Origin of the sequence: Streptomyces sp. NPDC018610 (assembly GCF_044391765.1) — a bacterium.
GTDB lineage: Bacteria > Actinomycetota > Actinomycetes > Streptomycetales > Streptomycetaceae > Streptomyces.
The window spans coordinates 91,891-103,635 of sequence record NZ_JBISAL010000008.1 but is presented as its reverse complement, the minus strand read 5'-3'; the positions used below and the strand labels follow the sequence as shown (position 1 = coordinate 103,635).

At 73.0% G+C, this 11,745-nt stretch carries 11 protein-coding genes; 5 read left to right on the top strand and 6 right to left on the bottom strand.

Annotation, left to right across the window (positions count from 1 at the left end; translation table 11 throughout):
• Positions 1-22: 22 nt before the first annotated feature.
• The 3 genes from ACH5A8_RS21245 to ACH5A8_RS21235 are packed head-to-tail and all read right to left on the bottom strand — an operon-like array spanning position 23 to position 3,097.
• Complete coding sequence (locus ACH5A8_RS21245; protein ID WP_399004614.1) at positions 23-616, bottom strand: TetR/AcrR family transcriptional regulator; 594 nt, start codon at positions 614-616, stop codon at positions 23-25.
• A 25-nt stretch (positions 617-641) separates the two neighbouring features.
• On the bottom strand, positions 642-2,336 hold the full coding sequence (locus ACH5A8_RS21240) for a class I adenylate-forming enzyme family protein (RefSeq protein ID WP_399004143.1): 1,695 nt from the start codon (positions 2,334-2,336) through the stop codon (positions 642-644).
• Positions 2,333-3,097, bottom strand: a complete 765-nt coding sequence (locus tag ACH5A8_RS21235) for an SDR family oxidoreductase (RefSeq protein WP_399004141.1) — start codon at positions 3,095-3,097, stop codon at positions 2,333-2,335. The genes ACH5A8_RS21240 and ACH5A8_RS21235 overlap by 4 nt, the downstream gene beginning before the upstream one ends.
• Positions 3,098-3,292: 195 nt before the next feature.
• On the opposite strand from ACH5A8_RS21235, the gene ACH5A8_RS21230 reads away from it, so the two are divergent.
• Positions 3,293-4,540, top strand: coding sequence for an exo-beta-N-acetylmuramidase NamZ domain-containing protein (locus ACH5A8_RS21230; protein ID WP_399004139.1), 1,248 nt, complete (start codon positions 3,293-3,295; stop codon positions 4,538-4,540).
• A 137-nt stretch (positions 4,541-4,677) separates the two neighbouring features.
• Positions 4,678-5,991, top strand: coding sequence for a serine-threonine protein kinase (locus ACH5A8_RS21225; protein WP_399004137.1), 1,314 nt, complete (start codon positions 4,678-4,680; stop codon positions 5,989-5,991).
• Positions 5,992-6,013: 22 nt separating this feature from the next.
• On the opposite strand, the gene ACH5A8_RS21220 is transcribed toward ACH5A8_RS21225, so the two are convergent.
• Positions 6,014-8,806 carry a penicillin acylase family protein gene (locus tag ACH5A8_RS21220; RefSeq protein WP_399004135.1) on the bottom strand — a complete coding sequence of 931 codons (2,793 nt, stop codon included), beginning with the start codon at positions 8,804-8,806 and terminating at the stop codon, positions 6,014-6,016.
• Between the two features lie 98 nt (positions 8,807-8,904).
• On the opposite strand from ACH5A8_RS21220, the gene ACH5A8_RS21215 reads away from it, so the two are divergent.
• On the top strand, positions 8,905-9,069 hold the full coding sequence (locus tag ACH5A8_RS21215; RefSeq protein ID WP_399004133.1) for a hypothetical protein: 165 nt from the start codon (positions 8,905-8,907) through the stop codon (positions 9,067-9,069).
• A gap of 15 nt (positions 9,070-9,084) precedes the next feature.
• Positions 9,085-9,687, top strand: coding sequence for a hypothetical protein (locus tag ACH5A8_RS21210; RefSeq protein ID WP_399004131.1), 603 nt, complete (start codon positions 9,085-9,087; stop codon positions 9,685-9,687).
• A 263-nt stretch (positions 9,688-9,950) separates the two neighbouring features.
• Here the strand turns inward: ACH5A8_RS21210 and soxR are convergent, their stop codons facing one another.
• Positions 9,951-10,433: a redox-sensitive transcriptional activator SoxR gene (gene soxR, locus ACH5A8_RS21205; RefSeq protein ID WP_399004129.1), complete on the bottom strand. Its 483-nt coding sequence runs from the start codon at positions 10,431-10,433 to the stop codon at positions 9,951-9,953.
• A gap of 112 nt (positions 10,434-10,545) precedes the next feature.
• On the opposite strand from soxR, the gene ACH5A8_RS21200 reads away from it, so the two are divergent.
• Positions 10,546-11,007: a MaoC family dehydratase gene (locus ACH5A8_RS21200; RefSeq protein WP_399004127.1), complete on the top strand. Its 462-nt coding sequence runs from the start codon at positions 10,546-10,548 to the stop codon at positions 11,005-11,007.
• Positions 11,008-11,065: 58 nt separating this feature from the next.
• Here ACH5A8_RS21200 and ACH5A8_RS21195 read toward each other — a convergent pair whose 3' ends face one another.
• Positions 11,066-11,707 (bottom strand): TetR/AcrR family transcriptional regulator, encoded by a 642-nt coding sequence (locus ACH5A8_RS21195; protein ID WP_399004125.1) that lies wholly within the window; start codon positions 11,705-11,707, stop codon positions 11,066-11,068.
• Positions 11,708-11,745 lie beyond the last annotated feature (38 nt).

Sequence of the window (11,745 nt, the reverse complement as noted above, 5' to 3'; positions counted from 1 at the left end):
CACCCGTGTGCTCCCTCGAGTCCTACGGCCGCAGCGCCCGCAGCAGCAGGTCGGCGAGGTGGTCGGCGACCTCCTGGGGGGTGAGCGGGCCGCCCGGGCGGTACCAGGTGGAGAGGTGGTGGACGGAGCCGAAGTGGTAGTCCACCACCAGGTCGGCCGGAGTGGCACGGGAGAAGACGCCCTTGTCCTGGCCCTCCTCGACGAGGGCGCGGAAGCGCTCGTGGTAGCGCCGGCGCTCGGCACGCACCTGCTTGTTCTTCTCCGGGCTGAGGTGGTGCATGGAGCGGAAGAAGATCATCGCGTCGTCGAGGTTGTCGATCGTGGTGACGACGACGTCGGCGGCGGCGTCCCGCAACCGCTTCTCCACCGGCTCGTCGGCGTTGGCGAAGGCGTCCAGCCGCTCCTGCTGGACGCGCAGCATCCGCGCGTACACCTCGTGCAGGAGGTCGTCCTTGGAGCCGAAGTAGTGGTAGAGCGCGCCCTTGGTGACGCCGGCCGCCTCGACGATCTCCTGCACGGAGGTGCGGTCGTACCCCTGCTCGGCGAAGAGCCGGGTGGCGGCGGCCAGAAGCCGCTGGGGCACAGGGGTCCCGGCCGATTCCGTCGTCCTGGGCACTGCCGCCACCTGCCTTTCCTCGGACCTACCGGTCCTGCTGTTCCTGCTGGCTTCCTCGGGTACGGGAACGCAGTTCCCGACGGAGGATCTTCCCACTGGCCGTCTTCGGCAACTCGGGCAGGATCTCCACCTGCCGCGGGTACTTGTAGGCGGCCAGTCTCTCCTTGCAGTACGCGGCCAGCTCGTCCGGGTCCACCCGGGCGTCCGGCCGCAGGCTGATGTACGCCCTGACGGTCTCCCCGCGGTACCCGTCGGGCACCCCGACCACGGCGGCCTCGCGCACCGCGGAATGCGTGTAGAGGACGTCCTCGACCTCGCGCGGCCACACCTTGAAGCCGGAGGCGTTGATCATGTCCTTCTTGCGGTCGACGACATAGAGCCAGCCCCGCTCGTCCATGAAGCCGATGTCGCCGGTGCGCAGCTCGCCGCCGGGGAAGGTCTCGGCGGTGGCGTCGGGCCGCCGCCAGTAGCCGGGCACGACCTGCGGACCGCTGACGACGATCTCGCCCTGCTCGCCGAAGGGCAGCTCCCGGCCCGCGTCGTCGACGATCCGCACCACCGTGTCCGGGCCGGGCACACCCACCGCGAGCGTCCCGGAGACCGGGTCGACGGGCGCCTCCCGGCCGGGCGGCACGGAGGCGCAGGGCGCGGTGCACTCGGTGAGCCCGTAGCCGTTGCGGATGTACGGCCCGAAGGCGGAGCGGAACTTCTCCACCAGCGCGGGCGGCAGCGGCGCGCCGCCGGAGGAGATGACCCGGAAGGACGAGAAGTGGTCCGGGGTGACGGACGGGTGGGCGGCCAGCGCCATGAAGGCGGTGGAGGGGCCGACGGTGTAGTGCGGCCGGTGCTCGGCGAACGCCTCCAGCACCACGCCGGGCTCGAAGCGGTAGGCCAGCACCAGCGTGCCCGCGCTGTTCAGACAGGCGGCGAACTGGCAGACCATGCCGGTGATGTGGAACAGCGGCGCCATCGCGAAGTACACCGGCGCCTCGGGCAGGCCGAGGCCGGCGCTCTGCCGCTCGGCGTTGTACATGATGTTGCCGTGCGTGTTGGTGGCGCCCTTGGGGGTGCCGCTGGTGCCCGAGGTGTAGCTGATCAGGGCGGTGTCGTCCGGGGCCGGGTCGCGGTCCGCGGGCGCCGGCCGGCCGGCGCGGGCGACGGTGGCCAGGTCGTCGGCGTCGGGGGCCTGCGGCAGCCGTTCGAAGGCGAGCACGCGGGCGTCGTCGCGGGTCTGGAAGTCCCGCTCGCACCCGGTGAGCGCGATACGCACCGGCGAGGCGGCGGCCGTCTCGCGCAGGTACGACTCCCAGGCCCTCTCGGAGCAGATCAGCGCGGCCACCTCGCCGTCGGTCAGGACGTGGGCGACCTCGGCGGACTTGTACATCGGGTTGACCGGGACGACGACGGCGCCCGCCTTCCAGGCGCCGAGGACGGCGAGCACGAAGTGCGGGGAGTTCTGCAGCAGGACCGCGACCCGCTCGCCGCGCTCCAGGCCGCGCGCGGCGAGATGACCGGCGACCGAGTCGCTCAGCTCGTCCACCTCGCGGTAGGTGAGGCGGGCGTCGAAGTAGGCGAGGAAGACGCGGTCGGGGGCCGTCGCGGCCGAGCGGCGCAGGGCGTGCACGAGCGAGTCGGCCGGGTGGACGGGGGCGCGCTGGGCGTCGTCGAGGAGGTCCAGCCAGGGCTTGGCGGCGTCGCGGGAGGCGGGGGCGGCGGTCACCGGGTCTCCTCCCACTTGCGCTGGAGGTGGTTCATGTTGGTCAGCCAGCGGTCGGGGTCGGTGGCCCTGGCCTGGTAGAAGCCGGCGACCTCCGGATGCGGCAGGATCAGGAAGCGGTCCTCCTCGATGCCTGCGAACAGGGCGTCGGCCACGTCCTCCGGTTCGATCGCGGTCGGCTGCAGCACCAGGTCGCCCGCGCTGCCGGTGGCGGCCAGCATGTCGGTGCGCACGCCCTGCGGGCAGATCGCGTGCACCTTGATCCCGCGGTGCCGGTACGTCAGCGACAGCCACTCGGCGAACGCGTACGCGCCGTGCTTGGTGACGCTGTAGGGGGCGGCGCCGATCATGGTGAGCAGTCCGGCGGCGGAGACGGTGGAGACGAACCGGCCTTCGCCGCGCTCCAGCCAGGCCGGGAGCAGCGCCTCGGCGGCGCGGACGTGGGCCATGACGTTGACGTCCCAGGCACGCGCCCAGACCTCCTCGCCGGCCGTCTCGGAACCGCCGGAGGCGAGGCCCGCGTTGGCGCAGTACACGTCGACGGCGCCGCCGAGCGCGTCCCGCGCCTCGGCGACGACCGCCGAGGCATCGCCCGGGAGGGCGACGCCGCCTATCTCCTCGGCGACGGCCGCGGCCCGCACGGCGTCGAGGTCGTTGACGACGACCCTCGCGCCGCCCGCGGCGAACCGGCGGGCCAGCGCGGCCCCGATGCCGCCCCCGGCCCCGGTGACGACCACTCCCGCACCCTGAACGGCTTGCACCATCGGTCTCCTTCGACACGATCACGACGCCATGCGCATCGGCTCTGCCGCGCCAGACTAACCGGTCGGTATGCCATCCGGAAGAGGGGTTTCCGCCCGGTCGCCGATCAACGGTGCGGTCCGGCTCGTTCCCCTGCCGCCCGACCGCGCGCTAGCGTGCGTGAGCATGACACGTGCCGCGATCACGGAGGTCACCGTATGAAGCTGTCCCGACGGAGCCTGCTCGCCACGACGGCCGCGGCCGCGGCCGCGACGGTCCCCGCCGCCCAGGCCGAGGCGGCCGCCCCGGGCCGCGGCCGGCCGCTGCGCACCGGATTCGAGCGGCTGGCCGACGCCGGCTACGGCGTGCTCGCCGGGCAGCGGGTCGGGATCGTCACCAACCCGACCGGTGTCACCCGGGACGTGCGCCACATCGTCGACGTGATGCACGCCGACCGCCGGGTGCGGCTCACCGCCGTCTTCGGCCCCGAGCACGGCTTCCGCGGCACCGCGCAGGCGGGCGGCTCCGAGGGCCGCTACGACGACCCGGCCACCGGGCTGCCCGTGTACGACACCTACCTCAAGAGCGGACAGCCGCTGGCCGACGTCTTCACCGCCTCCGGCGTCGACACGGTCGTCTTCGACATCCAGGACGCGGGCGCCCGCTTCTACACCTACATCTGGACCCTGTACGACTGCATGGAGGCCGCCGCGCTGGCCGGCAAGCGGTTCGTGGTGCTGGACCGGCCGAACCCGGTGACCGGCCGTCAGGCCCTCGGCCCGGTGCTGCACGAGGAGTTCGCCACCTTCGTCGGTCGGCGGCCGATCGCGCAGGCGCACGGCATGACGGTCGCGGAGCTCGCGCGGCTGTTCAACGGCGAGTTCCTGGCCAAGCCGGTCCCGCTGGAGACGGTCCTGATGACCGGCTGGCGGCGGTCCGACTTCTACGACGCCTCGGGCCTGCCGTGGGTGCCGCCGAGCCCGAACATGCCCACCCCCGACACCGCCCTCGTCTACTCGGGCACCTGCCTGTTCGAGGGCACCAACCTGTCGGAGGGCCGCGGCACCACCCGCCCCTTCGAACTGCTCGGCGCGGAGGGCGTCGACGGCCGCTGGGCGGACGCGGCGAACACCCTGGGCCTGCCCGGCGTCCGGTTCCGGGAGGCGTACTTCGCGCCCACCTTCTCCAAGTTCCAGGGCGTGACGGTCGGCGGGGTGCAGATCCACGTCCACGACCGGGCCGCCTTCGACCCGGTGCGCACCGGCATCGCGCTGCTGGTGACCGCCAGACGCGTCTGGGACGGCTTCGCCTGGCGGTCGGACGACTGGATCGACAAGCTCACCGGTTCGACGCGGGTGCGCACGATGATCGACGCCGGGGCGGACACCGACGAGGTGGTGGCCGGCTGGCGCGACGAGCTGGCCGCGTTCCGCCGGGTGCGCGAGGGTTACCTGCTCTACCGCTGAGGCGCGCCGCCCGGTTCCGCCGCCGAGGACGAGGGGAATTCCCCCTTCCGGGTGCTCCGTGACGTATGGCCAAGGCGCCCCGTCGGCAGGACGATGCACCACGCATCGCACCGCTTCGGGGCACGAGGAGGCCGGCCGTGGCTGATCCGGGAATGAGCGTGGCTCCCTACTGGGAGCTGACCTTCGACGCGGACGGGGACGTGGACGGCCCCGAGCGGGACCGGCTGCTCGCCGCTCTCGCCCGGAGCGGGGTGCGCGACCTGATCGTCTTCGCGCACGGCTGGAACAACGACCGCTCGACGGCGACCCGGCTCTTCAGCGCCTTCTACGCCCCGCTCCCGCGGCTCGCGCCCGCCGCGCGGATCGGGTACGTGGGCGTGGTGTGGCCGTCGATGCGGTTCAGCGACGAGCCGATCCCCGACTTCCCGCGCGCCACGGCCGCCGCTTCGGCGCCGGGCCCGGCTCCGGTGCTGGAGAAGGACACGCGCGCCGCGCTGCTGGCGACGTTCCCGGACCGGGCCACGGTGGTGGACCGGCTCGCGCGGACCCTGGACGAGCGGCCCGCCGGTGCGGAGGCGCTGGAGGAGTTCGGGCGGCTGGCGCGGCTGCTGGCCGAGGCCGCGCCGCAGGAGCCGTTCGCCGCGGACACCCTCGCGCCGGGCGCGCCGCAGGGCGGGCCCGGGATGTTCACCCGGCCCGCGGCGGACGTCTGCGCGGAGTTCGCCGACGCCGCCGCACGGCTGCGGGCCCCGGCCGGGCAGGAGTCCCTGTCGCTGCCGAACCCGTGGGAGGGCGCGAAGGAACTGCTGCGGCAGGCGGCGTACTACGCGATGAAGCGGCGCGCCGGCGCGGTCGGCGAGCGCGGACTGGGCCCGCTCCTCGGCCGTCTCGCCCAGGCGGCCCCGGGCATCCGAGTCCATCTGGTCGGGCACAGCTTCGGCGGACGGCTGGTGTCGTTCGCGCTGCGCGGGCTGCCCGCGGGAGTCCGGGCGGTGAAGTCCGTGACCCTGCTCCAAGGGGCCTTCTCCCACTACGCGTTCGCCCCGCGGCTGCCCGACGACCCGCACGAGGCGGGAGTCCTCCGGGGCCAGGAGCAGCGGATCGACGGCCCCCTGGTGTGCTGCTGGTCCGGCTTCGACTCGGCGCTGGGCGCCTTCTACCCGCTGGCGTCGCGGCTGGCGGGCGACGACCGGTCGGTGCTCGGCCTCGACGTCGGCGCGTTGCTCGGCGCCCGGTGGGGCGCGCTGGGGCACGACGGCGTGCGGGCGCTGCCGGGCACGCGCGCGTGCACGCTGGCCGCCGCGCTGAGCGCGCCGCTGCCGGTCTCCGGGTGCGTGAACGTCGACGCGTCGGCGGTGGTCCGGCGCGGCGGGCCGCCGGCCGGGGCGCACAGCGACATCGTGCACCCGGAGCTGGCGCGACTGGTGCTGGCGGCGGGCCGCGTCCGCTGACGCGCGCCCGCCGCCGCGGCGGTCACCGGTGGGAGGTGTACTCCACCACCTGCTGGAAGGTGGGCCGGTTCTGCCAGCTGATCTTTCCGTGCTTGATGCCGCCCAGGGCGCGCTGGACGATCGAGTCGGCGCACCACTGGTCGCCCGCCGAGCACTGGTCGTCACCGGGGTAGACCTGCGCCGCGGTGAGACCGGCCGCCTGCTTGAGGGTGCTGATCAGGCTGTCCCGGCAGGTGTTCAGATCGCCGCCGCCGCAGAACTTCCGGGCCAGCGGGCCCGCCACCGGCTCACCGAGCACCGCCCGGATGTCCTTGTCGACATAGCTCCACCAGCCGTACTGGAAGGCGCTGCCAGCGTGCGAGCCGGTGGGGCCGTGCCCGGCGGACGGGGACTCGTCGATCGGCAGGTCGGCGCCGATGGCGGCGTACAGGTCGCTTCCGAGGCCCGGTTCGAACTCGGCCTTCACCAGCAGCGGCCACCAGGCGTCCAGGATCCGGATCGCGTCGGCGTTCGCGTACGTCCCGGAGCCGGCCGAGGTCTCGGTGCGCCGGGCGCCCGCGGTCACCCAGGCCCGGAGCTTGGCGACCGCGGCGGCGGCCGCCGGGTCGGTGACCGCCGAGGTGTCGATCACCTTCAGGAGCTCGGGCAGGACGTCCTCGGCGCGCAGGTCGGCGAGGGCGGCGTCGGCCATCGCCTTCGTGAGGGCCGAGCGGGTCACTCCGCCCGCCGCGACGAGCTTCTTCACCCGGTCCTCCAGCAGGTTCCCGCGGTGCACCGAGCCCTCGCCCCAGGGCGCCGCCGCGTAGTCCTCGGCCTGTTTGTTGTTCCAGGAGATGTAGTAGTCCTGGTCGACCGAGTTCGGGTGGGCGGAGGCGGGGGTGTAGTCGGCGGTGTTGGTGGCCGGGTCCCAGCCCCGCCACTCGTACGCCGGCTGCGCCCACACCGGGAACTCGGCGTCCACGCCGCTCGCCCGCACCGGGTTGTCGCCGCTGTTGTAGTACGCCGTGTGCCGGGAGTCGGCGTAGAACCAGTTGAAGGTGAAGTTGATGTGCTGGGCGGCCTTCTGGAAGTCGTCGGGGCCCTTCACGAAGTCGGGGTCGTTGAGCATCTGGAAGCCGATGATGGAGTCGGCCTCGTGCAGGTAGGAGGAGCGCAGGGTGGTGTAGGCGACCTTCTTGCCGCCGACGGTGGCCCGGTACTGGACGGGACCGTACTTCGTGCGCCACACGCGCATCGTGTACGAACCGGCCGCCGTGCCGTCGGCGACGGTGGGCTTCCAGGAGTCGGCCTGCTGCACCTGCTCCATGGCCGTGCAGGCGCCGTGGTACAGGTAGTGGTGGTCGTCCTGGCACAGTTCGACGGCGTAGGTGTCGATGATGTCCTGGCCGGAGGTCGTGGCGCTCCACGAGTAGTCCTGGCCGCGGCCGAGTTCGACGTACATGCTCAGGCCCGCGAAGGAGGCGCCGCGGGCGCTGATGCCCGGGCCCTGGATCTCCTGGAGCAGGAGCAGCTGGGGGGCGAAGTAGCCGGTCTGCGGTCCGAAGACGGCGACCGGGTGGCCGCCGGCGGTGTGCTCGCCGCCGACGACGAGGGCGTTGGACATGCCCCGCCTCGCCGAGGAGAGGGTGGACTCGGCGGCCGTGGTGGTGGCGCTCCTGGCTGCCGCGGTGGCCGCGCTGCCGGTGCGGTCGTAGACCAGCGGCTCGGCGGTCACCGAGCCGGCGTCGGGCAGCGCCTCGCCCTTCGGGCTGTCGGGCCGGGTGGCGTACGGGAAGCTCTGGCCGTCGTGGAGGGTGAGGACGGCCTCGGGGTCGTTGCGTTCGCGGAAGGACTCCCAGACCTTGGTGCCCTCCTCGACACCGTACTTGGACTGGGCGGCCAGCAGGGACATCGCGTTGTCGACCTCGCCGCCGCCGCCCGAGCCGAAGAGCGAGCCGACCACGGAGGCCAGGGCGACCATGTCGGTGACCTTGAAGTGGTCGATGGTGCCGGAGTTGGTGATGGCGTCCTTGTGGCCGGTCAGGACGTACTCGCCGGGGAAGTAGCGGCCCGGGTCGGAGGCGTCGATGTAGGCGTTGATGCCGGCCAGGTAGGCGTTGACGTCGGCGAGGGCCTGCTGGCCGCGTGCGCCGCTCTTGGCCACCGCGTTGTCGATCTGCGCCTGGAGGTCGGCCTCGGTGTAGGGCGCGTTGCGGTAGAACTGCTGCTCCAGGCCCTGGTTGGCGGCGGCGCCGCCGGCGAAGGAGGTCAACTGGCCGCGGCCGACGTGCCGGAAGACGTCCATGAGCCACAGCCGGTCCTCGGCGGCTGCGTACCCGGCGCCGAACTCGGTGCCGTAGCGGGTGGTGCCGGTGATGTGCGGCACACCGGTCTTCTTGTCGCGGACGATCGTGACGTCGCCGCGGCCGGCGGGCTTCTCGGTGGAGGCGACCTGTCCGGCGGGAACTCCGAACGAGGCGTCGTCGAAGAAGGTGTTGATCTTGTCGTCGGTGAGCGCCGGGTAGCCCTTGGCGAGGTCGGCGTAGGGGCCGAGCTGGTCCTCGGCGTGGCCGGGCTGGGTGCCGAAGGCCTGGTTGAGCAGGATCTGGGCGAGGGTGGCGTTGCCGTTCTCGCCCGGCGGCAGGATGTCCGAGCACTGGCCGCCGCAGTAGTCGTTCGCGGCCGCCTTCGGTGCGGTGTCGGCGGCCGCCGCTTGGGAAAAGGGTGACAAAAGACCGGCGACGAGGACGCATACGGACGCGGTCTTCAGGAACCCGTGGAATCTGTGGGGAGTTCTCACTTCGTCGAGCGCGTTGTGCGGGGTGCGCCGTGGCATGGCAGCTCCTCCCGATGGGGGTGGCGCGGACGTTACCGCCGGTATCCCCGAGTTGGAAGATGAACAGGCGTCACTTTTTGGAGTCGCGGAGGCACTTCGTGGTGGACATGACGGTCAACCCGGGCGGAGTCATGGCGGACATCGGAAATCGGATGGAGCCGGATCGCGGCCCGGAACGTCTACACGGCGACGCTCGTACGACGACTGCGTGCGGAGAACCGTACGACGCCGCCGAAGTGACCGAAGTACAGGTGCAGATGTGACGGAGGTGCAGGGCGATGGCCGGTTTCCGGAGTCTGGCGAGACAGGTGAGGGACCCGCGGTGCGATCTGGCGCTGCGGCGTTACTCGCTGCGCAAGTGCCTGGAGCGGTTCGCTCCTTACGGGCACCGGGCGACCTGGGACCATCTGTGCTCCCGGGCCGGGTTCGGTCCCGAGGACAGGTCTCCCGACCCGGTGCGGCTCGTGGCCGCGCTGGAGGAGCTGGAGGAGGCGCGTTCCGTGTGGCTCGACTACGAGGCCGAGTTCGCCGGGCGCCGCAGGAAGGAGAAGCACGACGGGCTGCGCCGGCCGGGCAGCGTGGACGACTGGCACCGGCTGACCTGGGGCGGGTTCGGGGTCGCCTGGTGCGACGACCCGGGGGTCCACCCCGGTGAGCCGCTGGCGGAGGTGCTGCGCCGGCTGATCGCCGCGCTGGAGCGCGAACCGGGCTCGGTGTGCCCGGTGTGCGACGGCGAGCGCCTCGTCTGGCGCTACGGCCTGGACCACGAACCGTCCTCGGGGCCGGTCTGCGCGGACTGCGGCATCCTCGTCCCGCGCCCCGTCCTCACCCCCGAGGCGCTGGCGTACGCCAGGAGGGAACGGCTGCTGGTGTCGGCCTGAGCACGGCGGGGTACGCCGGGGAAGGCCGGGGTGCGCGGCACTGCCGTACCCCGCCGTCGGGGGAAGCTACGAGACCGGCCCAGCGCCTGAGGCAGGTGCGGCTGAACGCGCCCCGGCGAGCGGCCTGCCGAACGGGCGACGGACGGCGTCCGGCGCCGAGCCGGTGAAGGAGGCGCTGCCCGGGGACGGCCGTCACCGGCTCCCGTCGCAGGAGACGCGCCCGCCCGGGGGCCGGCTCGCGGGGTCCGGTCGCGGGGACCGCGTCACGAGGCGGCGGGGCCGGAACCGCCGCGGCGGCCCACCATCAGGCGCGAGCCGTCCTGCCGCTGGCCGAAGACGTCGTCCGGGTTGGAGAGCACACAGGTGTCCAGGGACAGGCAGCCGCAGCCGATGCAGTCGGTGAGGTGGTCGCGCAGCCGGTTCAGCTGCTCGATGCGGGCGTCGAGTTCGGAGCGCCAGACCTCGGACAGACGGGCCCAGTCCTCCCGGGTGGGGGTGCGCTCCTCGGGGAGTTCGGCCAGTGCCTCGCGGATCGTGGCCAACGGGATGCCCACACGCTGCGCGGCCCGGACGAAGGCCACCCGGCGCAGGGTGTCGCGGGAGTAGCGGCGCTGGTTGCCGCTCGTGCGGCGGCTGCTGATCAGGCCCTTGGCCTCGTAGAAGTGCAGGGCGGAGACGGCGGCGCCGCTGCGCGCGGCGACCTGGCCGACGGTCAGCTCGTGGATCTTGCCGGAAATCTGGGGCACTCGCCAGAGCCTACCGACCGTGTCACACCCGGGTCGCGTTGACATGGGCCGTCGCCGCGACCATGCTAAGCAGTTGCTTAGACAATGACGCGCGATGCGAGAGGCCGGGAACATGGCAGAGCCGAGGATCTTCACCTCCGCCGACGAGCTGAAGGCGGCGGTGGGCGAGCAGCTGGGTCACACCGACTGGCTGGAGATCGACCAGAAGCGGATCGACCTGTTCGCGGAGGCGACCGGCGACCACCAGTGGATCCACGTGGATCCCGAGAAGGCCGCCGCCGGCCCGTTCGGCACGACCATCGCCCACGGCTATCTGACCCTGTCGCTGCTGCCGCTGTTCGGCCCGCAGCTGATCGGCGTCGAGGGCGTGAAGATGGGCGTCAACTACGGCACCAACAAGGTGCGTTTCCCCGCCCCCGTGCCGGTCGGCTCGCGGGTGCGCGCCACCGCCGTGATCACCGGGGTCGACGACGTGCCCGGCGGTGTGCAGGTGACCGTCGCCTTCACCGTGGAGCGCGAGGGCGGCGACAAGCCGGTCTGCGTGGCGGAGTCGGTGTCGCGGTACTACCTCTGAGCGGCGACACCTCCCCCGCACCGCTCCCGGGCGGCGACACCGCCTCCGCGCCGCGGTGTCAGCCCTTCGAGGCGCCGGCGCGTTCGGCGCCGACCATCCGCAGGACGAGGTCGGCGTAGAGCGCGCCGACCTCCTCCGGGGTGCGGGGCCCGTCGACGTTGAACCAGCGGGCCACGTCGATGCAGAGCGAGAGCACGGCGAGCGTGGTGCCGCGCACGTCCGGCACGTCGAACTCCCCCGTGGCCACGCCCTCCTCGATGATCCCGCGCACCTCGGCGTCGACCCGGCGGCGCAGCGCGAGGATCTCGGCGCGGGCGTCGGGGCCGAGCGAGTCCAGCTCGTACTGCACGACGCGCGCGGTGGTGCGTCCGCCGGCGTGCCAGCGGACGAAGGAGCTGACGGCGTCGGCGAGCCGGTCGGCGGCGGAGCCCTCGCGCCCGGCCGCCGTGCGCAGGATGTCCAGGGCCTTCTCGTGGCCGATCCGGCTGATGCGGTGGAGCAGCTCTTCCTTGGTCTTGTAGTGGATGTAGAGCGCGGCCGGGCTCATGCCGGCGCGGCCCGCGATGTCGCGGGTCGTCGTCGCGTGGTAGCCCCGCTCGGCGAAGGCCTCCACGGCCGCCACGAGCAGCCGCCGGGCCGCGTCCGGGGTGACCTCGCCCCACGGCTGCGCGTCGCCGCCCGTCTCCTCCGCCGTACTCATCGCTCACAAGCCCCTCTCTGCGTCCTGGGCACCACCAT